This window comes from Mitsuaria sp. PDC51 (assembly GCF_900113225.1).
GTDB lineage: Bacteria > Pseudomonadota > Gammaproteobacteria > Burkholderiales > Burkholderiaceae_C > Roseateles.
In genome coordinates, this window is the sequence record NZ_FOZE01000001.1 from 488,038 (window position 1) to 508,936 (window position 20,899).

Annotated in this window: 18 protein-coding genes; 6 read left to right on the forward strand and 12 right to left on the reverse strand. The window is 71.2% G+C overall.

The window, feature by feature from the left end; all coding sequences use genetic code 11:
- Positions 1 to 19 precede the first annotated feature (19 nt).
- The 3 genes from psrA (at position 20) to BM393_RS02185 (ending at position 3,143) form a co-directional block, all read left to right on the forward strand.
- The gene (gene psrA, locus BM393_RS02175) at positions 20 to 1,123 is read left to right on the forward strand and encodes an iron-containing alcohol dehydrogenase PsrA (RefSeq protein WP_091721132.1); all 1,104 of its coding nucleotides are present in this window, start codon (positions 20 to 22) and stop codon (positions 1,121 to 1,123) included.
- The gene (gene phnX / locus BM393_RS02180; protein ID WP_091721135.1) at positions 1,120 to 2,031 is read left to right on the forward strand and encodes a phosphonoacetaldehyde hydrolase; all 912 of its coding nucleotides are present in this window, start codon (positions 1,120 to 1,122) and stop codon (positions 2,029 to 2,031) included. Before psrA ends, phnX begins: the two co-directional genes overlap by 4 nt.
- Positions 2,032 to 2,189: 158 nt before the next feature.
- Positions 2,190 to 3,143: an NAD(P)-dependent oxidoreductase gene (locus BM393_RS02185; protein WP_091724933.1), complete on the forward strand. Its 954-nt coding sequence runs from the start codon at positions 2,190 to 2,192 to the stop codon at positions 3,141 to 3,143.
- 369 nt (positions 3,144 to 3,512) lie between these two features.
- Here the strand turns inward: BM393_RS02185 and fur are convergent, their stop codons facing one another.
- From fur to BM393_RS02210, 5 genes are all read right to left on the reverse strand, one after another.
- Positions 3,513 to 3,974: a ferric iron uptake transcriptional regulator gene (gene fur / locus BM393_RS02190; RefSeq protein ID WP_091721138.1), complete on the reverse strand. Its 462-nt coding sequence runs from the start codon at positions 3,972 to 3,974 to the stop codon at positions 3,513 to 3,515.
- 29 nt (positions 3,975 to 4,003) lie between these two features.
- The gene (locus tag BM393_RS02195; protein ID WP_175538157.1) at positions 4,004 to 5,194 is read right to left on the reverse strand and encodes a PepSY domain-containing protein; all 1,191 of its coding nucleotides are present in this window, start codon (positions 5,192 to 5,194) and stop codon (positions 4,004 to 4,006) included.
- Between the two features lie 10 nt (positions 5,195 to 5,204).
- Entirely contained in the window at positions 5,205 to 7,421 is a 2,217-nt protein-coding gene (locus BM393_RS02200; protein WP_091721142.1) for a TonB-dependent siderophore receptor, read from the reverse strand.
- A gap of 80 nt (positions 7,422 to 7,501) precedes the next feature.
- Positions 7,502 to 7,684, reverse strand: coding sequence for a hypothetical protein (locus tag BM393_RS02205; RefSeq protein WP_091721147.1), 183 nt, complete (start codon positions 7,682 to 7,684; stop codon positions 7,502 to 7,504).
- A gap of 160 nt (positions 7,685 to 7,844) precedes the next feature.
- On the reverse strand, positions 7,845 to 9,569 hold the full coding sequence (locus tag BM393_RS02210) for a cyclic nucleotide-binding domain-containing thioredoxin-disulfide reductase (RefSeq protein WP_091721150.1): 1,725 nt from the start codon (positions 9,567 to 9,569) through the stop codon (positions 7,845 to 7,847).
- A gap of 185 nt (positions 9,570 to 9,754) precedes the next feature.
- On the opposite strand from BM393_RS02210, the gene BM393_RS02215 reads away from it, so the two are divergent.
- A complete protein-coding gene (locus tag BM393_RS02215) occupies positions 9,755 to 10,246 on the forward strand; it encodes an acyl-CoA thioesterase (RefSeq protein ID WP_091721154.1) in 492 nt (163 codons plus the stop codon).
- Positions 10,247 to 10,256: 10 nt separating this feature from the next.
- Here BM393_RS02215 and gshA read toward each other — a convergent pair whose 3' ends face one another.
- The 6 genes from gshA to BM393_RS02245 all read right to left on the reverse strand — a co-directional run bounded on the left by gshA (position 10,257) and on the right by BM393_RS02245 (position 17,121).
- Positions 10,257 to 11,723 (reverse strand): glutamate--cysteine ligase, encoded by a 1,467-nt coding sequence (gene gshA / locus BM393_RS02220; RefSeq protein WP_254783375.1) that lies wholly within the window; start codon positions 11,721 to 11,723, stop codon positions 10,257 to 10,259.
- A 298-nt stretch (positions 11,724 to 12,021) separates the two neighbouring features.
- Positions 12,022 to 13,038 (reverse strand): GlxA family transcriptional regulator, encoded by a 1,017-nt coding sequence (locus BM393_RS02225; RefSeq protein WP_091721162.1) that lies wholly within the window; start codon positions 13,036 to 13,038, stop codon positions 12,022 to 12,024.
- 96 nt (positions 13,039 to 13,134) lie between these two features.
- Positions 13,135 to 13,743, reverse strand: a complete 609-nt coding sequence (locus tag BM393_RS02230) for a cysteine hydrolase family protein (RefSeq protein ID WP_091721165.1) — start codon at positions 13,741 to 13,743, stop codon at positions 13,135 to 13,137.
- A 190-nt stretch (positions 13,744 to 13,933) separates the two neighbouring features.
- Positions 13,934 to 14,533, reverse strand: a complete 600-nt coding sequence (locus tag BM393_RS02235; protein ID WP_091721170.1) for a DUF1415 domain-containing protein — start codon at positions 14,531 to 14,533, stop codon at positions 13,934 to 13,936.
- A gap of 56 nt (positions 14,534 to 14,589) precedes the next feature.
- The gene (locus BM393_RS02240) at positions 14,590 to 15,804 is read right to left on the reverse strand and encodes a M20 aminoacylase family protein (protein ID WP_091721175.1); all 1,215 of its coding nucleotides are present in this window, start codon (positions 15,802 to 15,804) and stop codon (positions 14,590 to 14,592) included.
- A 183-nt stretch (positions 15,805 to 15,987) separates the two neighbouring features.
- On the reverse strand, positions 15,988 to 17,121 hold the full coding sequence (locus BM393_RS02245; RefSeq protein WP_091721178.1) for an ABC transporter substrate-binding protein: 1,134 nt from the start codon (positions 17,119 to 17,121) through the stop codon (positions 15,988 to 15,990).
- Between the two features lie 278 nt (positions 17,122 to 17,399).
- On the opposite strand from BM393_RS02245, the gene BM393_RS02250 reads away from it, so the two are divergent.
- Complete coding sequence (locus tag BM393_RS02250; RefSeq protein ID WP_254783378.1) at positions 17,400 to 19,406, forward strand: molybdopterin-dependent oxidoreductase; 2,007 nt, start codon at positions 17,400 to 17,402, stop codon at positions 19,404 to 19,406.
- A 25-nt stretch (positions 19,407 to 19,431) separates the two neighbouring features.
- The gene (locus BM393_RS02255) at positions 19,432 to 20,523 is read left to right on the forward strand and encodes an aminopeptidase (protein ID WP_091721184.1); all 1,092 of its coding nucleotides are present in this window, start codon (positions 19,432 to 19,434) and stop codon (positions 20,521 to 20,523) included.
- Between the two features lie 36 nt (positions 20,524 to 20,559).
- Here the strand turns inward: BM393_RS02255 and BM393_RS02260 are convergent, their stop codons facing one another.
- Entirely contained in the window at positions 20,560 to 20,811 is a 252-nt protein-coding gene (locus tag BM393_RS02260) for an acyl-CoA-binding protein (protein ID WP_091721188.1), read from the reverse strand.
- Positions 20,812 to 20,899 lie beyond the last annotated feature (88 nt).

Consider the following 20,899-nt stretch of genomic DNA (forward strand, 5'->3'; position numbering starts at 1 on the left):
CGAGCGCGAGGACCCGCCCATGACCCCCTGGACCTTCCACAACCCCGTCGACGTGCGGGCCGGCAACGGCGCGCTGGCGCAACTGCCGCGCCTGGTCGGCGCGCGCGACGCGCTGCTGATCGCCTTCCCGGAGGCCGAGGCGCTCGGTCTCGTCGGCCGGGTGCGCGAGCTGCTCGGCGATCGCCTCGTCGCGGTCGAGACCGACATCCGCCCCAATCCCGACCTGCGCTGGCTCGCGCCGCTGTACGAGCGACTCTGGCGCGAGCATCGCGGCGCGCGCTGCGTGATCGCGCTGGGCGGCGGCAGCAGCATCGACTGCGCCAAGGCGATGCTGACGGCGACGCCCTCGGGCCGCTTCGATGAACTGCTCGATCACCTGGTCGACCCGAAGGCGGCGCCGCTGTCGGCGGATGCGCCGCATCGCGCGCTGATCGCGGTGCCGACCACCGCCGGCACCGGCAGCGAGGTCACGCCCTGGGCGACGCTGTGGGACGCCGCGCGCGGCCGCAAGCATTCGCTGCACCTGCCCTGGACCTGGCCGGAGGCGGCGATCGTCGATCCGTCGCTGATGGTGAGCCTGCCGGTGGGCGCCACGCTCGCGAGCGGACTGGACGCGCTGTCGCATGCGCTGGAGGCGCTGTGGAACGTGCATCGCAATCCGGTGTCCTCCAGCCTGGCGGCGAGCGCCGCGCGGGCGATCGTCGCGACGCTGCCGGCGCTGCTGCGCGAGCCGCGCCGGCTCGACCTGCGGGAGGCGCTGGCCGTCGCGGCGCTGCAGGCCGGCATGGCCTTCTCCAACACCCGGACCGCGCTGGCGCATTCGCTGTCCTACGACATCACCTTGACGCGCGGCACGGCGCACGGCATCGCCTGTTCGTTCAGCTTGCCGCGCGTGATGCGCCTGGCCTTCGGGCGCGACGCGACGCTGGACGCGCGGCTGCTGTCGATCTTCGACGCGGCCGATGCGGACGGCGCGGTCGCCGCGCTGGAACGTTTCCTGGCCGCGCTTGGCGTGTCCACCGATCCCGCCGACTACGGCATCTCCCCCGACGACTGGGACTCGCGCGTCGCGCAAGCGCTGCGCGGCCCTCGCGGACGCAACTTCATCCAGGCCCTCGCATGAACGACGTTTCGATTGCCAACCCTGTTCCGACGCACTCGACGGATTCGACGGATTCGACGAGCCACGCCGCGTCGAGCACCACGACCGCCGAGGCCCAGCGCCACCCGCGCCTGCAGGCGGTGATCTTCGACTGGGCCGGCACGCTGGTCGACCACGGATCGCTGGCGCCGACGCAGATCTTCGTCGACGCCTTCGCGACCTTCGGGATCACACTGACGCTGGACGAGGCGCGCGGCCCGATGGGGCTGTCCAAGCGCGACCACATCCGCACGCTGCTGGAGGACGACGGCCTGCAGGCGCAATGGCGGGCGCGTTTCGGCCGCGCATCGAGCGACGCCGACATCGACGCGATCTATGAGCGCTTCATGCCGATGCAGATCGCGCATGTCGGTCGTTACTCGGCGCCGATCCCGGGCGCGGTGGAGGTGCTCGCCGCGCTGCGCGGCGCGGGGCTGAAGATCGGCTCGTGTTCGGGTTATCCGCGCCAGGTGATGGACGTGCTGCTGCCGCAGGCCAAGGCCGATGGCGTCTGGGCGGACCACGTCGTCGCCGGCGACGAGCTGGCCGCGGGCGGCCGCCCGGGCCCGTTCATGGCCCTGGCCAACGTGCTGGCGCTGGGCATCGGCGACGTGCGCGCCTGCGTGAAGGTCGACGACACGACGCCCGGCATCGAGGAAGGCCGGCGGGCCGGCATGTGGACGGTGGGCCTGAGCCTGTCGGGCAACGAGACCGGCTTGACGCTCGATCAGCTGCGGGCGCTGCCCGACGCGGAGCTCGCCGCGCGCCGTGACGCCGCGGCGCGGCGGCTGACGGCCTCGGGCGCGCACCTGGTGATCGACTCGGTCGCGCAGCTGCCGCGGGCGCTCGCGGAGATCGAGGCCCGGATGGCGCGCGGCGAGCGGCCCTGATTGGCCCTGTCCAGCGCTGATCCACCCTGAACGGGCCGGCCATCCCGGCGCCCCGCGTGCGAAACGCGTCCGTGCTCCGGCGGCCCGGGGGATGGGCGCTCCTATCATGGCCGGCGAACTTCCAGCCCCATGAGGTCGCCGTGTCCGCCAATCCCTCGATGCCTGCCCCCACGTCCTCGCGCCGGAAGCTGCTGGTGCTGATGCCGACGGCGGAGGAGCATCTGGCCCAGTTCCGCCAGCGTTATGACGTGATCTATGCGCCGACCGCCGAGGCGCGCGCCCAGGCGGTCGCCGGGCAGGGCGCGGAGATCGAGCTGGTCGTGACCATCGGCGCGGTCGGCCTGCGCGCCGACGAGATGGCGGCGATGCCCCGGCTGGGCGCCGTCGCGGCGCAGGGCGCCGGCTACGAGGCCATCGACCTGACGGCCGCCCGGGCCCGCGGCCTCACCCTCTGGAACGGCGCGGGCACCAACGATTCCTGCGTCGCGGACCATGCGATGGCGCTGCTGCTGGCCTCGGTGCGGGCGCTCCCGCAGCAGGAGGGCGCGCTGCGCGCTGGCCTCTGGCGCGACGCGCTCCCGCTGCGCCCCAGCGTCAACGGGCGCAAGCTGGGCATCCTGGGCCTGGGCACCATCGGGCTGCGCATCGCCAAGCGGGCGCTGGCCTTCGACATGGAGGTCGGTTATCACAACCGCCGGGAACGCCATGACGCGCTGGGCTCGCGCTACTTCGACTCGGCGCTGGCGCTGGCCGGGTGGGCCGACTTCCTCATCGTCGCCGCGCCCGGCGGCCCCGCCACCCGGCACATCGTCAACGCCGAGGTGCTGAAGGCGCTCGGGCCGCAGGGGCACGTCGTCAACATCGCGCGCGGCAGCCTGGTCGACACCGCCGCGCTGGCTGCGGCGCTTGCGGCCGGCGAGCTCGGCGGCGCGGCGCTCGATGTCTATGAATCGGAACCGAAACCGCCCGAGGCCCTGCTCGGCTTCCCCAACGTGATCCTCACGCCGCACATCGCCGGATGGTCGCCCGAGTCGGTGCAGGCGACCGTCGACCTGTTCCTCGAGAACGCCCGGCGCTGGGAGGCGGGCGAAGCCGTGCTGACGCCGCTTTGAAGCCGCCAAAAAAAAGTCCGCGGCCCCGGGGGGCAGCGGACGAAGACTTGAGAACTGAAAAGAAAGGTCCCCTGGACAGGGGACCCCGGCTCCGCGGACGGAACGAAGGCGGCGGCGGACGCTAGGCTGTCAACCCAGCAGACCGGTCGCCAACCCCACGCAGGACATGACGCCGATGCAGACCACCCAGGCATCCGCGTTGTTCAACGAGGTCCAGACCGTTTGCTTGAGCATTTGCATTGCCATCTCCTGCTGCAGCCGGAAGTGGCTGCGATGGATGGCAATGTACTGTATGCCCATACAGTATTCAACAGGGAATCGCCGGATTGTGCGCCTCGCGCCACGGCGACCCGCCGACCGACGCGTCCATCACCTTTGGCGCCGGGCCCGGCACGCCGGGTTGGAGCACAGGCCATACAGCGCCAGCGCATGCTCCACCAGCTCGTAGCCGCGCTCCTCGGCGATCTCGCGCTGGCGCTGCTCGATGCCGGCGTCGTAGAACTCCTCCACCCGGCCGCAGGCCAGGCAGACCATGTGGTCGTGGTGCTGTTCGGAATTGAGCTCGAACACCGCCTTGCCGGACTCGAAATGCTGCCGCGCCAGCAGCCCCGCCTCGACGAACTGCATCAGCACCCGGTACACCGTCGCCAGGCCGATGTCGGCCTCCTCCAGCAGCAGCTGGCGGTAGACGTCCTCGGCGCTGAGGTGGCGTTGGTTCGACTGCTCGAAGATCTGCAGCACCTTGATGCGGGGCAGCGTCGCCTTCAGGCCGCTGGATTGCAGGCTCTCGATCTGGTGCTTGGGGGAGTCGGGCTTGTGCGAGTCGGGCATGGGCGGGCAGGGCAGTTGCGGACTGGCGATCAGGCGGCCGCGGTTTCGGGGTTCTGGGCGTCGTCCGGGTCCGGCGAGGCGTCGGCCGCGGCGCCGCCCGGGGCGCCCTTGCGGGCGCCCTGCGGCTTGCGCAGCCACAGGTAGAGGCCGCTGCCCAGCACGACGATGGTCGCCACATCTAGCAGCGCCCACAGGATCTTCATCGGCGTGCCGCCGTAGTCGCCGAAGTGCAGTGGCTGCGAGACCAGCAGCGCGGTGAGGTACCAGGGCAGTTCCGGCGCCGCTGTCAGCTGCGCCGTCCGGGCGTCCACCAGCAGCGGCTGCAGCAGCCGCGAGGTCAGCGGCGTGGTGCCCTTCAGGAAGATCGTGTTGTGGTGCGGGCTGGAGAAGGCCGTGCCCGGGAAGGCGATGAACGAGACCTTGCGCTGCCGGCCGTGATGCATCGCGGTGTCGAGCGAGGCCTGCAGCGGTCCGCGGTCCCTGGCCGCGAGCAGCGGCTGGCCCTGGTAGGGGGCCAGCAGCGTGGAGACCTCGGTGTACTGCCAGTACTTCACCAGCAGGTCGGCCCAGGTGTTGATCATCCCGGTCGCGCCGACGACGAAGCACCACACCAGCGTGACGATGCCCACGAGGTTGTGCAGGTCCAGCCACTTGACGCGGGTGGAGCGGTCCTTGCGCACCGCGCCGAAGTCCAGCTTGCGCATGAACGGCGCATACAGCACCACGCCGCTGACCAGCGCGATCAGCAGCAGCAGGCCCATGAAGCCGAGGAAGAGCTTGCCCGGCAGGCCCGCGAACATGTCCACGTGCAGGCGCAGCATCAGGTCCATGAAGCCCTCGCCGACGCGGTACTCGCGCACCACCAGGCCGGTGCGGGCGTCGACGGCGACGGACTTGAAGTCCTCGGTCGGCGCCGGCGTCGGCGCGAGCGTGAACCACCACAGGCGCGGGTCGTCCTCGTTCTCGCCGGCGTACTGGATGACACGGGTCGGATGCACCGCGTTCGCGGCCTTGGCCATGACGTCCAGCGAGACCCGCTGCGCGTCCATGGCGGCGGGCAGCACGGGGGCCTCGATCTCGTCGCCGAGCAGGTGGCCGATCTCGTGATGGAAGATCAGCGGCAGCCCGGTCAGGCACAGCAGCAGCATGAACAGCGTGCAGACCAGGCTGGTCCACTTGTGGAACCAGCTCCAGACGCGGATGGCGCGCGAGCTCAGCATCGTCGTGTCCTCAGAAGTCGGCCGCCAGGCTCAGGTTGACGCTGCGCGGCTGGCCGACGACCAGGTAGCTCTGGTCCGGATAGCCGCCCGCGGACGCCCAGTACTTGCGGTTGGTGAGGTTGTCGACCCGCGCACGCAGCGTGAGCAGCGTGCCCTGCACCTCGAACAGATAGCGCGCGCCCGCGTCCAGCCGGGTCCAGGCCGGCACGCGCAGCGTGTTGGCGCTGTCGGCGAAGACCTGGCCGGTGTGCACGACGCGCGCGTCCAGCGCCAGGCCCTGCAGCGCGGGGACTTCCCATTCGGCGCCCAGGTTGGCCTGCACCCGCGCGATGCCCAGCGTGCGCTTGCCTTCGGTGGCGGCCACGCCGGTGCCGTGCTGCCTGGCGTCCAGCCAGGTCAGGCCGCCGAGCACCTTGAGCTCGCGCGTGGCCATGCCGAAGGCGGTCAGCTCGACGCCGCGATGGCGGTCCTCGCCCTGGGCGGTGTCCTGCGCCAGGACCGCGCGCGGCTTGTCGGTGGTGAAGTAGGAGGCGCCGAAGCCCAGGCGTCCGCCGTCGTACTTCAGGCCGACTTCCTTCTGCTTGGAGGCGTAGGGCGCCAGGTCGCGCGCCGGCAGGCCGTTCTGCGCGGCCAGGCTGTCGCCCTTGTTCAGGCCCTCGATGTAGTTGCCGTAGACCGACAGCTGCCTGGACAGGCGATAGACGACGCCGGCGACCGGGCTGGTCTTGCTGCGGTCGTAGGTGGTGACGACGCCGCCCGGCGTGATCGTGTCCAGGAAGCGGACCGTGGCGCTGATCGAGTCGACCTTGAGCGTCTGGTGACGCAGGCCCAGCGTGATCAGCAACGAGTCGTCCAGCAGCGACAGCGTGTCGCCGATGGCGACGCTGCGGTTGCGGATGCGGGTGTTGAGCCGCGGGTCGTCGACGCTGTTGCCGACGTACACGCTGTCCGAGAACGCGGGCAGCGCGCTCCGGGCCGGCGTGTAGAGGTTGGTCGGCTGCGTGTTCAGGAAGTCCATCGCGTAGCCGTTCTTCGTGTCCAGCGAGAACACCGCGGCCGAGACCACCCATTCATGCCCGACCGAGCCGGTGCGCAGCTTGCCGCGCAGGCCGGCCTCGCCGGTGTCGACGCTGTCCTTGCGGCCGTTCTCGAAGCGGTAGAAGGTGCCGTCGCCGGTCGCGGCGTCGGTGACCGTGAGGTTGCCCAGCCGGTTCGCTTCCGTGCTGCGGCGCGCGCCGTAGGCGGCCCAGGCGGTGACGGCGTCGTTGAGGTCCCATTCGCCGCGCAGCGTGCCGAAGGTGTCGCGCTCGTTGGAATAGGTCCAGGGCTGGGCGTAGTTGGCCTTGTTGTCCGGCAGCGCCGGCATCGCGCTCAGGCCGTTGACGGTGACGCTGGGGCGCGTGCGGGTGAGCTGGTTGTCCTGCCAGCCCAGGTCGGCGCTCAGGCGGACGTCGCGGCTGCGCCAGTCCACGCCCAGCGCGACGACGCTGGTCCGCGCCTTCTCGTCGTCGACCGCGGTGCCGCCGTCGCGGTAGGCGGCGTTGAAGCGCACGCCGGTGGCCTTGTCCGGACCGAAGCGCCGCGCCACGTCCAGCGCCGCGCCCCCCGCGCCGCCGCTGCCGGCGTTCACCGTGAGGCGCGTCAGTGGCTCGACCGGCGCGCGCTTGGGCAGCAGGCTGATGTTGCCGCCGATGCCGCTGCCGTTGGGGCTCGCGCCCATCAGGAAGGCGGAGGCGCCGCGCAGCACCTCGACGCGCTCGAACAGCTCCGAGGCGATGTACTGGCGCGGCAGCAGGCTGTAGAGGCCGTTGTAGGCGACGTCGTCCGAATTCAGGATGAAGCCGCGGATGAAGTAGGCCTCCTGGAAGTTGCCGAAGCCGCGCGCGGCGCGGATGCCGGGATCGTTCTGCAGCACCTCGGCGACGCTCCTGGCCTGGCGGTCCTGGATCAGCTCGTTGGTGTAGGCGGTGATCGAGAACGGGGTCTCGAGGTTGTCCTTGGTGCCGAGGATCCCGGCGCGCCCGCCGCGCGCCACCTGGCCGCCGGCATAGGCCTTGGACAGGCCCTGCTTGTCCGCAGTGGCGCTGACGGTCACCACCGGCAACTGGGAGGGCGCGTCGCCGTCCTTGTCCTTGGGAGCGTCCTGCGCGAAGGCGGCAGGGGCGGCGAGGGCGCACAGGCCCAGGGCGATGGCGAGCGCCAGCGGGCGCTTCGGGAAGTGATTCATGGGACGGGGACCTGGAGGGAGTTCTTCTTCGGGGAGGGACAGCGGCCGGCGCCGGGCCGGCACGGTATGGGTGACGGGCGTCAGGCCGCCTTGCGGGGCCGCCAGGCAAACCAGGCGATCACCGCCACCGGCACGCCCAGGCCGATCCACGACCAGACGTCGCCCCAGGCGTCCGACACCAGCGCCGACAGCAGGCCGGAGGTGCTCAGCACGCCCAGCGCGATCGGCCAGGACCAGAGACGGCGGGATTCGGGAGACCACATCGGCGGACGCTCAGCTTGCAAATAACAATTATTCGCATTCTAGAGCGAAGCGCAGCCCGGCTGGGTGGCGGGATCTCCCGTTTGGGCGGTGGGAAAGCGGAGGCTGAAAGCGCTGCCGTCCCTTTTGGGGGCGGCAGGGGGGGCGAAGGCCGGGCGACCGCTAGACGGTCGCGCGGGCGGCCGCCGCCGGGCTGGTGCGTTCGGCGCGCTCGGCGTCCTGGCGGGCGAGGTACTGGTGGATGCTGGCCACCACCTGCGCGCCTTCGCCGATCGCGCCGCCGACCCGCTTGACCGAGCCCGAGCGCACATCGCCGACCGCGAAGACGCCCGGGATGCTCGACTCGAGCAGCTCCGGCTTGTACTGCGACAGCGGGCAGGCGCAGGCGCGGCCGGTGATGATGAAGCCGGCCTGGTCCAGTTCGAGGCCGCACTGCGAGATCAGGCCGGTCTCGGGTTCCGCGCCGATGAACATGAACAGGTGCTGCAGTGCCAGCCGGCGCTGCTGGCCGTTGCGACGGTCGCGCCAGCAGACGGCCTCCAGCGAGTCGCCGCCTTCGAGCTCGCACAGCTCCTGGTGCGGCAGCAGCTCGATGTTGGCGGTGCCCTGGATGCGGTCGATCAGGTAGCGCGACATCGTCGCCGCCAGCCCCGGGCCGCGGACCAGCATGATCACCTTGGCCGCGTGGTTGGCCAGGAACACCGCCGCCTGGCCCGCCGAGTTGCCGCCGCCGACGATCACGACCGTCTGCCGGCTGCAGATGCGGGCCTCGATCGGCGAGGCCCAGTACCAGACGCCCCGGCCCTCGAAGCGCGCCAGCGCGTCGAGGTCGGGCCGGCGGTAGCGCGCGCCGGTGGCGATCACCGCGGTGCGCGCCCGCACCGTGCGGCCGTCCTCCAGCGCCAGGCGCAGCTCGTCGTCCTCGCCGTGGCGCTCGCAGCTCATCTCGGTGACCTTGGCCGGGATCAGCATGTCGGCGCCGAACTTCTGGGCCTGGACGAAGGCCCGGCCCGCCAGCGCCTGGCCCGAGATGCCGGTCGGGAAGCCGAGGTAGTTCTCGATGCGCGAGCTCGCGCCGGCCTGGCCGCCGAACGAGCGGCAGTCCATCACCAGCACCGACAGCCCCTCCGACGCCGCGTACACCGCGGCCGACAGGCCCGCCGGGCCGGCGCCGACGATGGCCACGTCGTAGAGCTCGGGGCGCTCGCGCATGTCGACGATGCCCATGCAGCGGGCGACCTCCTCGTCGGTCGGGTCGACCAGCACGTCGCCGCCGGGGCAGATGACCAGCATCTGCACGCCCTCGGTCATGTACTGGTCGGCGAGCGCCTTGGCGTCGTCGTTCTGGTCGGGCTCGAGCTGCTGGTGCGGATAGCCGTTGCGGCCGAGGAAGCTGCGCAGCCGCATCACCGGCGCGGCCTTGGCCCGTCCGATCAGCGTCGCGCCGCTGGCGCCGGCCTCGATCAGGCCGACACGGCGCAGGATGAAGGCGCGGGTGAGGCGCTCGCCCAGGTCGGCCTCGGCGATCAGCAGCGCGCGCAGCTGCGGCGGGCTGACCTCGACCGCCTCGACCTCGGTTTCCGCGATCGCGTCGATGAACGAGGGCCGGCCGCTGAGCTGGCCAACCTCGCCCAGGAAACCGCCCGGGCCGTGCCGGTGGATCGGCGTCACGTGGCCGAGGCTGTCACGCTGGGAGACGGTGATCTCGCCGCTGAGGATCAGGGTCATGCCCATGCCGGCATCGCCGGCACGCACGACCCACTCGCCTTGGGAATAGCGCCGGAACCGGCCGAAGCGCGCGACGCGCGCGATGTCGGCGACGCCGAGCGTGGGAAACATCTGGGCACCGCGCGTGTCGGCGATGCTGGGCTGCTGGACCTGGGCCATGGGACCTCCTGGCGCGCACCCTAACCGACGGGCGGGCCAGCGGCAAGCGCCGGACGGGAGAGCGCGGCGCGCGGCGCCGGGCGGGGGACGGACGGCCGCTGCGCGTCCGGGGGAGGGTGGCGGTGGCCGACTCTGGCACCATGGCGGCCGCGCCTTCCTTCACGATCCGTTCCGGAGCCTTCGCCATGGACCTGCCTTCCCACCAACTGACGATGACCGTGCTGATGACGCCGGACATGGCCAACTTCTCCGGCAACGTGCACGGCGGGACCATCCTGAAGCTGCTCGACCAGGTCGCCTACGCCTGCGCCAGCCGCTTCGCCGGCCGCTACACGGTGACGCTGTCGGTGGACCAGGTGATGTTCCGCCAGCCGATCCATGTCGGCGAGCTGGTCAGCTTCCTGGCCTCGGTGAACTACACCGGCACCTCGTCGATGGAGATCGGCATCAAGGTCGTCACCGAGAACATCCGCGACCAGGTGGTGCGGCATGCCAACAGCTGCTTCTTCACGATGGTGGCCGTCGGCGAGGACGGCCGGCCGGTGCCGGTGCCGCCGCTGTCGCCGAGTTCCCCCGACGAGAAGCGCCGCTGGGAAGCCGCGATCGAGCGCAAGAAGCTGCGCCAGGAACTGCAGCGCCGGCACGACGAGCTGCGCAGCTCCACCCTGCCGGGCTGAGCCGGCGGCCTCAGCCGCGCAGCTGCGCCGGATCGAGGTACTGCTGGCGGAAGGTCTCGAAGTCGACCGTGTCGGCCGCCTCGATCGCCGCCTGCGTCTCCAGCGAGGCCCGCGCCGACTGTTCGAAGCGGGCCATCAGGCCCTCGGGCATCGGCTGCGCCAGCACATGGGCGCGGGCGGCCTCGGAGCGGGCCGCGACGAAGTCCAGGTGCGAGCACCGGTGTCCGGCGCTCATCGCCGCCAGCACCCGCGCCGACGGCAGCTCGTCCGGCCGCTCCCAGCGCTCGACGGCCTGGGCGAGCGCCTCGCGGTAGAGCGAGCCACCCAGCGCCTCGTCGATCTTGCGGGCGATCGGCGCGAAGTCGGTCAGCAGCTCGCGGCCCCAGTCGCGCAGCGCGATCTCGCCGCCGCGGCGCTCCAGCTTCAGGCCGGGTTCGCGTCCGGCCGAGGCGGTGCGGTGCTGGTTGCGGGCCAGCGCGCCGAGTTCGTCCGGCGTGTCGTTGGGGCTGTCGGTCAGCCAGCAGTGCAGCAGGAAGATGTCCAGGAAACGCATCGTGCTGGCGGCGATGCCGACCGGCTCGAACGGGTCCAGGTCCATGCAGCGGACCTCGATGTATTCGACGCCGCGCTCGCGCAGCGCATGCAGGGGACGCTCACCCGAGCGGATGGTGCGCTTGGGGCGGATCGTGCCGTAGAACTCGTTCTCGATCTGCAGCAGCGTGGTCGACAGCTGGTTGTATTCGCCGCCCGGATTGACCACGCCGACCTTCTCGTAGGCGGGGTAGGGGCGGGTCAGCGCGTCCTGCAGCGAGGCGGCGTAGCCGTCCAGGCTGTTGTAGCTGACCGCCAGCGAGGCCTGCGCGTCGCTCTGGTAGCCGAGGCGGCCCATGCGCAGCGAGGTGCCGTGGGGCATGTGCAGCGTGCCGTCGGTCAGCGGCTGCAGGCCGTGCTCGCGGCCGGCGACGAAGCTGGCGCACAGCGCCGGCGACGCGCCGAACAGCGTCAGCAGCAGGAAGGAATGGCGGCGGAAGTTGCGGATCAGCGCGAAGTGGTCGGCGTTGTCCAGGCCCGGCATCGACCAGTTGTAGTGGATGCCGGAGATGGTCTGCATGCGCCGCCCGTAGCGGTGGCCCAGGCCCATGCGGTAGACGCTCTTGGCGCGGCCGATGTTGGAGGCGCCGTAGCGGCCGATGGGGATGGTTTCATCGGCGGGCAGCAGGCAGGGCATGCTCGACGCCCACATCAGCTCCTCGCCCAGGCTGCGGTAGACGGCCTGGTGGATCTCGGTCAGCTGCGCCAGGCAGGCCTCGGCGGAGGCATGCACGCCGGTGATCAGCTCCAGCTGCGACTCGCTGAAGTCGGTGGTGACCGTCTCATGGGTCAGCGCGGAGCCGAGCGCGGTCGGATGCGGCGTCAGCGCCAGCGAGGCGGCGGTCGGCAGCGCGCGCAGGCTTTCCTTCTCCACGCCGCGGCGCATGCCCGCCAGACGGGCCGGATCCAGGGCCTCCAGTCGCTTCAGCCAATCGCTCAAAACCCGCTCCTCGTTCGATGTGGGCGCGCAAGTTAACAGATGTGCACGAATCCCGCTTGACTTGGCTTTCTCGGGTTTGTGCTAAGCGGGGTGAGGCGATCGACCGGCCTTCAGCGGGTCAACGGCCGGCAATCCCTCGCAACTTGCGGGCAATCCGCAGGCCGGAGGGGGCCTCGGGGGCCCGCCCTGGGCCGGACTCGCAGCGGGCCGGCGCGGGACCCGCTCCGGTGGGGAACGCAGCGGCTCAGGCCGGCGCGCTCATCCGTCGTCGCGTGCGCCGGAGCTGCTGGTCCGAGCTGAAGCCGGCAGCCAGTGCCGCCTGCGCCGGCCGCTGGCCCCGCGCCAGCTCACGCCGGGCCAGTTCAAGCCGGATCGCGCGCAGGTAGTCCAGCGGCGTGGTGCCGCCGTGCTGGGTGAAGAGCCGGGTGAGGTGGCGCGGCGTGACATGGGCGACCTCGGCCATCCGAGCCAGGCTCCAGTCCGCGCGCGGGTCGCCGCAGATCGCGTCCTGCACCCGGTGCAGCGCGGGATGCAGGTGGTGGCGGTGCGCCAGCATCGGCGACAGCTCCGGGTCCTGCGCGCCGCGCCGCAGGTAGACCACCATCACCTGCGCCACCGACGCGGCCAGCGCCTCGCCGCAGTGCTCGGCGATGAGGGCCAGCACCAGGTCGATGCCGGCCGTGATGCCGGCGCTGCTGGCCAGCGGGCCGTCGAGCACGAACACCCGGTTGGCCTGCACGTCCGCGCCGGGCGCGGCGGCGCGCAGCGCGTCGAGCGATTCATGGTGCGTGGTGCAGCGCCGGCCCTCGAGCAGCCCGGCCCGGGCCGCGAGCAGGGCGCCGGCGCAGATGCTCAGCAGCCGGCCTTCGCCGCCGGCCAGCAGCGCCGTGCCCTCGCGATGCAGCCAGCGCTCGATGCGCAGTTCCTCCTCGCGCTCGACGGCGCCCGGCGCCGGGTCGTCCGGATGCGCATGCCGGCGGCCGCTCAGGATCAGCCAGTCGCGCGGCCCCAGCGCCGGCAGCGGCTCCAGCGCGGCCAGCGTCAGGCCGACCGAGCTCGAGGCCGTCGGCGACGCGGCGCAGTAGCGCAGCCGGAAGGCTTCCGGCTCGCCGCGGCGGCGCAAGGCCTGGTTGGCGAGCCGCAGCGCCTCGGCCGCGCCGGCCAGGTCCAGCAGCAGCGTGTGGCGCTCGACCAGGATCCAGACGTCGACCGGGTTGTCGTCCGGTCGGCGCCCGGCCAGGGGAGAGTCAGGAAAGGACATCGCGGCAGTATGCCCCCGGGGCATTCGGGAATGGGGCTCAAGGGAGAGCGGGCTCCCGGCGCGGGCGAGCGCGCCGCGCCGTGGACCCCCCGACCATCAGGCCGCGACGGCGCTGCGCTGGGTGGCGCGATCGAGCGCCGCCTCGACGTCGACGATCTGCGCGAACCGGTCCTGCAGCGCCACCTCGGTGCGCAGCTTGAGCTCGTCCACGCCGACGACCACGCCGCTGGCATGCCGGATGGGGAAGGTGAGCGTCGCCTCGGTCACGTAGTCGACGGTCCAGCCCTCGTCGCTGGCGTGGCGCGTCGTCGTCTCGCAGCACTGCTCGGTGCGGATGCCCGCGACGATCAGGCGGCGGATGCCGTGCTCGGTCAGCCAGATCGACAGGCCGGTGCCGGCCAGCGCGCTGTGGCGGCGCTTGAGGAACTCGGCGGCGATGGGCACGTTGGCCAGCTCGGCCATTGGACGCACATGGCCGCTGACGAGCGAGAAGGGGTTGTCCGGCGTGGCCGGGCCGTCGGTGTGGAGGATGCGCACGATCGGCAGGCCGCGCGCGGCGGCGCCGGTCAGCAGCGCGCTGGTGCGGGCCATGTAGGGCTCGAAGCCGGCCGGGTCCCAGTAGGGGCGGTGGCGGAAGGATTCCTGGACGTCGATCAGCAGGACGGCGGTGTCGGCGTCGGGGCGGAAGGCGGTGGCGGCGGTCATCGAGGGCTCCATCGAGCAGTGGGTGATGGACGCCATCGTGCCGGCGCAGGTGCGCGGCGTCGCGCCGTCGCAGGACCAGTCGCGGTCAAATCAGGACATCGGACGTGCCACGATCGCAGCCCTCACCCCCGCCCCTCTCCCGCAAGCGGGAGAGGGAGCAAGGCGGCGCGGCGCCTCGCCACTCGACCGGTCAGTCCTCGCGCGTGGTGCGCTGGGCCAGCGGCAGCTTGGCCTCGAGGTCCAGCGCGTCCCAGCCCTTGCGGCCGATGCGCCGCAGCGTGTCGATGTTGGCCTCGTAGATCGCGTCGGTGTCCGGCATGGTCTCGACGGCCCGCTCGATGCTCTCCTCGCGCAGCAGGTGCAGCGTCGGGTAGGGCGAGCGGTTGCTGAAGTTGTCGACGTCGTCCGCGTCGGTGCCCTCGAACTGGTAGTCGGGGTGGAAGCTGGCGACCTGCAGCACGCCGTCCAGGTCCAGGTCCTCGACCAGCGCGTCGGCCGCGCCCAGGAAGTCGTTGAAGTCCAGGAAGTCGTTGAGCACCCACGGATGGACCAGCAGCGTCGTCTCCGTCTCCTCCGGATCGGCGCGGTTGAGCGCCAGCAGCTCGCGCGCCAGGTCCTTGAGCAGTTCCTCCGGCGTGTGCGCCGCGCTGACCACGGTGCGCAGCCGCTGGTTGACCTCCACGCTCTTGGCGAACGGGCACAGGTTCAGGCCGATCACGGCCCGCTGCAGCCAGCGCTGGGTGTCCTCGCGGACGGTCTTCTCTTGGTCGGGCGCGATCGGGGCGGTCATCGGGCGTGGGGCTGGAGTCGAAGAAGAGGGCGGGGCGCGGAGGGCGGCGGCTGCCCTCAGGCCAGGGCCGGGCGCGGCCGCTTGAACCAGGCGTCGACCAGTCGGACCCACATCGAGCCGCCCAGCGGGATCAGCTCGTCGTTGAAGTCGTAGCTCGGGTTGTGCAGCATGCAGGGCCCCAGGCCGTGGCCGCCCTCGCGGTGGCTGCCGTCGCCGTTGCCGATCAGGAAGTAGCAGCCCGGCACTTCCTGCAGGTAGTAGCTGAAGTCCTCGGCGCCCATGGTGGGCTCGAACTCCTGCACGTTGGCCGCGCCCAGCATCTCGGTCAGCACGCCGCGGGCGAATTCGGTCTCGGCCGGGTGGTTGATCGTCGGCGGGTAGTTGCGGTGGAAGCCGAACTCGCACTCGACCTCGAAGGCGGTGCCCGTGGCCTCGGTCAGTTGCCGCATGCGGCGCTCGATCAGGTCCAGCGTCTCCAGCGTGAAGGTCCGCACCGTGCCCTGCAGCTCGCAGCGCTCGGGGATCACGTTGGTCGCCTCGCCGGCGTGGATCATCGTCACCGAGATCACGCCCGCGTCGATCGGCCGCTTGTTGCGGGTGATGATGGTCTGGAAGGCCTGCACCAGGTGCGCGGCCACGACCACCGGGTCGGTGCCCAGGTGCGGCATCGCGCCGTGCGCGCCCTTGCCCTTGATCACGATCTTGAATTCGTTGCTCGAGGCGAAGACCGGTCCGGTCTTGAGCGCGAACTGCCCGGCGGCCATGCCCGGCCAGTTGTGGACGCCGAACATGGCCTCCATCGGGAACTTGCGGAACAGGCCGTCCTTGATCATCTCGCGGGCGCCGCCGCCGCCCTCCTCGGCGGGCTGGAAGACGACATAGACGGTGCCGTCGAAGTCGCGATGCGCGGCCAGGTGCTTGGCCGCGGCCAGCAGCATCGCGGTGTGGCCGTCATGGCCGCACGCATGCATCTTGCCGGGATGCTTGCTCGCGTGCGCGAAGGTGTTGTGCTCGGTGATGGGCAGCGCGTCGATGTCGGCGCGCAGGCCCAGCGTGCGGCCGCTCCTGCCGCCGTCGCGGCCCGGGATGATGCCGACCACGCCGGTCTTGCCCAGGCCGCGGTGGACCTCGATGCCCCAGTCGGTCAGCGCTTTCGCGACCACGTCCGAGGTGCGGTCTTCATGGAAGCAGAGTTCAGGATGCGCGTGCAGGTCTCGTCGCAGCTTGGCGATGGCCGGCGCGTCGGCCAGGATGGGTTCGATCAGCTTCATGGGCGGGCACTCCGATGTCATCGCGACAGCGCGTCGGGCTTGCCGCGAGCCAGAAAGACGGCGGCGCCGCTCAGGGCGGCGCCGCTGTGTCGGGCCAGTGTACCCGCCGCACCGCGAAGGTGCCCGACGCCGCCGCGCCCGTCCGGGCGATCAGCGCCGCGTCACTGCCGGATCAAGGCCGGATCAACGCTTCACGCGTCCGTCGCTGGTCAGCAGGGTCATCTCGACGAAGCTCGAGCCGACATGCTTGTTGGGCCGGAAGTTCACGTTGAAGCCGCCGAGGTTGTAGTTCTGCAGGCTGTCCAGCCCGGCGACCAGGCCCTCGCGGGTCGGGCGGGTCGCGCGGCGGATGCCCTCGCTGATGACCTTGGCGCCGATGTAGCCCTCGATGGCGGTGTAGTTGAACTTCTGGCCGGCCTTGGTGGCGGCCTGCTGGTATTCGTGGACCACGCCGACCTGCGTGCCGAACGGGTAAGGCATGACCTGGCTGACCACCACGCCCATCGCGTCCTTGCCCAGTTCCTCCAGCAGCGCCTGGGTGCCGACGAAGGAGACGTTGTAGAACACGCCGCCGTAGCCGGCCTTGCGCGCGGCGCGGATGAAGGCGGCGCAGCTCTTGTAGGCGCTGATCATGACGATGGCCTCGGGTGGCGCGCCGTTCTGCACCAGGTCCTTGACCGCCTTGGCGACGTCGACGCTGTTGCGCTCGACGGTGGAGGTGGCCAGCGGCTGGATCGACAGCGGCTTCATCGCGCGCAGCACGCCGTCCAGGCCGGCCTTGCCGTAGGCGTCGTTCTGGTGGAAGACGGAGATCCGCATCAGGCCCAGGTGGGCCAGCTGCTTCACGATCAGGGCGGTCTCGTCGTAATACGAGGCGCGCACGTGATAGACCCAGGGGCTGAACGGATCGCGCAGCGCCTCGGCGCCGGTGAAGGGCGCCACGAACGGGATCTTGGCCTGGTTGACCAGCGGCAGCGCGGCCAGCGAGGTCGGCGTGCCGACATAGCCGAACAGCGCGAAGACGTCGTCGGCGATCAGCTTCTCGGTGTTGGCCTTGCAGCGGTCCGGCTCGTAGCCGTCGTCCAGCGTGCGCAGCTCGATCAGGGTGCCGTTGATGCCGCCGGCGGCGTTCTGCGCGTCGAAGAAGAGTTTCGCGCCGGCCTGCATCTGCAGGCCCAGCTGCGAGGCCGCGCCCGTCAGCGGCGCCGACTGGCCCAGCACGAGGCGTTTGCCTTGCGCGCGGACGGCCGTCGGGATGGGCAGGGTGGCGAGCGCGCCCAGGGCGCTGGCGGAGGCGAGGAGTTGGCGGCGATCCAAGAGAGGCTCCCAGGGGGTGCGATAGATGTTGTGGCGCCTGCCTGAGCGACTGACGCCAGGAGGCTCGACACGACCTATTTCGGCCCCCAACAAGCGAGCTTAGCGGTTCGTGCGCCAAGCGTCGTCACCATGTTCGGTAAGAAAGCGAAAGCGTGTGGCGCCTGTGCAATAGTTGACGTTCCTCGCCCGCTCTCCAAGAACCGACCGTGAATCTTCCGCCACCGGCCCATCACCACGACGATCCGGCCCTCGCCCGGACGCCCGCACCGCCGTCGCGGGTGGTGAAGGGCGCCTGCCCGCACGACTGCCCCGACACCTGCGCCCTGCGCATCACCGTCGAGGACGGCAAGGTCGTCAAGGTGCAGGGCCAGCCGGACCATCCCAGCACCCACGGCGCGCTGTGCACCAAGGTGTCGCGCTACCCGGAGCGGACCTACCACGCGGAGCGCGTGCTGCACCCGCTCAAGCGCGTCAACGCCAAGCACGAGCCGCCGCGCTTCGAGCGCATCGGCTGGGACCAGGCGATCGCCGAGATCGCCGGCCGCCTGAAGGCGATCGCGGCGCGCGACCCGCAGGCCATCCTGCCCTACAGCTATGCCGGCACCATGGGCCTGCTGCAGGGCGAGGCCATGGCGGGTCGCTTCTTCAACCGGCTGGGCGCGTCCTGCCTGGACCGCACCATCTGCGCTTCGGCCGGCGGCGCGGCGCTGGCCGCGACCTACGGCCACAAGGTCGGCATGCACCTGCCGCACTTCGCCGAATCGAAGCTGATCCTCATCTGGGGCAGCAACTCGATCGCCTCCAACCTGCATTTCTGGACCTTCGCCAACCAGGCCAAGCGCGAGGGCGCGAAGCTGGTCTGCATCGACCCGCGCAAGACCGAGACCGCGGACAAGTGCCACCAGCATCTGGCGCTGCTGCCCGGCACCGACGGCGCGCTGGCGCTGGGCCTGATGCACGAGCTGATCGCCCAGGACTGGCTGGACCACGACTACATCGCCCGGCATGTCGACGGCTGGGACGAACTGCGGGCCAAGGCGCTGGCCTGGCCCCCCGAGCGCACGGCCGCCGAATGCGGCCTGAGCGCGGACGAGGTGCGCGGCCTGGCGCGCGACTACGCGACGCTGGCGCCGGCGGCGATCCGGCTGAACTACGGCATGCAGCGCGTGCGCGGCGGCGGCAACGCGGTGCGCCTGATCGCGCTGCTGCCCTGCCTGACCGGCGCCTGGCGCCATCGCGCGGGCGGGCTGCTGCTGTCGAGCTCGGGCTGGTTCGCGCCCTTCAAGAACCCGGCGCTGGAGCGTCCCGAGCTGCGCGCCGGCCGGCCCTCCCGCACGATCAACATGAGCACCATCGGCGACGACCTGCTGCGCGAGGCCTCGCCCGACTTCGGGCCGCGGATCGAGGCGCTGGTCGTCTACAACAGCAACCCGGTGGCGGTGGCGCCGGAGTCGCCGAAGGTGGTGGCGGGCTTCCAGCGGCCCGACCTGTTCACCGTGGTGCTGGAACACTTCCTGACCGACACCGCCGACCTGGCCGACTACGTGCTGCCGGCGACCACGCAGCTCGAGCACCTGGACATCCACACCAGCTACGGCCACACCGACGTGCTGGTCAACGAGCCGGCGGTCGCGCCGCTGGGCGAGTCGCGGTCCAACACGCGGATCTTCCGCGAGCTCGCCGCGGCGATGGGCTTCGACGAGCCCGCCTTCCACGATGACGACGAGGCGCTGCTGCGCCAGGCCTTCCGCGACGACATCGACCTGGCCCAGCTGCGCGAGCGCGGCTGGTTCAAGCTGCCGCTCAAGGAGGCGCCGTTCGCCGAGGGCGGCTTCCCGTCGGCCAGCGGCAAGGCCGATGCGCGCGGCGCGGACTACGTGGCCAACTACGAGAGCCGGTCCAGCGCGCCGGCGCTGGCGGCGCGGTATCCGCTGGCGATGATCTCGCCGCCGGCGCGCAACCACCTGAACAGCACCTTCGTGAACGTGAAGAGCCTGCGCGACATCGAAGGCGAGCAGGTGCTCGAGATGAGCGCCGGTGACGCCGCCGCGCGCGGCCTGGCCGATGGACAGCTGGTGCGGGTCTTCAACGACCGCGGCAGCTATGCCTGCCGGCTGGACGTCAGCGCCCGCGCGCGCGAGGGCGTCGTGCACGGACTGGGCATCTGGTGGCGCAAGCTCGGCGCCGACGGCCGCAATGTCAACGAGGTGACGCACCAGCGGCTCACCGACATGGGCCGCGCGCCGTGCTTCTACGACTGCCTGGTCGAGGTCGCCGCGGCCTGAGCGCCGCGCACGGACGGCGACGCCGATGACGACGCGGATCACGACGCCGATCGCGACGCGGATCCCTCGCGGACTGAAGGCGCTGTGCCTCGCGCCGCTGCTGCTGGCGCTGTTCGCGCTGGGCGGTTGCGCGCAGCTGTCCTATTACGGGCAGTCGCTGTCGGGCCATCTGTCGCTGGTGCGCGCGGCCAAGCCGGTCGACGACTGGCTCGCGCAGCCCGACCTGGATCCGGAAGTCCGCCAGCAGCTGGTGCTGTCGCAGGCGCTGCGCGCCTATGCGTCGTCGGAGCTGAAGCTGCCGGACAACGACAGCTACCGCCGCTACGCCGACCTCAAGCGCGGCGCCGCGGTGTGGAACGTCGTCGCGACGCCGGAGCTGAGCCTGCAGCTGAAGACCTGGTGCTACCCGATCATGGGCTGCGCCGGCTACCGCGGCTACTTCGATCCGCAGGCCGCGCGCGCGCTCGCGCAGCAGCTGCGCCAGGACGGCTACGAGCCCTATGTGTACGGCGTGCCGGCCTATTCCTCGCTGGGCTGGAGCAACTGGCTGGGCGGCGATCCGCTGCTCAACACCTTCATCCGGTATCCGGAGGGGCAGCTCGCGCGGATGATCTTCCACGAGCTCGCGCACCAGGTGGCCTACGCGAATGACGACACCACCTTCAACGAGAGCTTCGCGACCGCGGTCGAGCAGATCGGCGTCGCGCGCTGGCTGAAGGACCGTCCGGACGCATTGCGGGTGGACGAGCAGTCGCGCAGCCGGCAGGACGAGGTCCAGGCGCTGCTCAAGGCGACACGCGAGCAGTTGCGCGAGGTCTTCCGCAGCGCCGCCAGCGACGACGAGAAGCGCGCCGGCAAGGCCGCGGCCTTCGCGCGGCTGCGCGCCGACTACGAGGCGATGAAGCGGGACCGCTGGGGCGGCGACACGCGCTTCGATCGCTGGGTCTCGGGCCTGAACACGCCGGCGCTGGCGATCCAGGGCAGCTACACGGACCTGGTGCCGGACTTCCTCCGGTTGTTCGAGCGCCTGGACGGGGACTGGCCGCGCTTCTACGCGGAAGTCCAGCGACTGGCCAAGCTGCCCAAGGACGAGCGCCGGGCGGCGCTGTCCCGCTGAGGCCGAAGCCGCTTGGAGAGCCGCTTGCGAGGCTGCTTACTTCAGGCCTTCGACCAGGTCGATGTAGTCCTGCATCGCCTCGTCGCTGGTCTTGCCTTCCAGCGTCTTCCAGGCGTCCCACTTGGCGCGGTTGACGAAGTCCGTCATGCCGGGGCGATCGCCCTCGACATCGCCGGCGGTGGCCTGCTTGAACAGCGCGTACAGCTTCAGCAGGGTCTGGTTGTCCGGCCGCTCGGGCAGGGTCTTGGAATCGGCGACGGCCGCGTCGAACTGGTCCTTGAGGCTCATGTGTGTCTCCCATGGCGATGAGCAGGGCGTCCCGTTGGCGACAATCGGGACGGACGGCCGCGATGTTACCCAGCCCACCTCCCGGCGC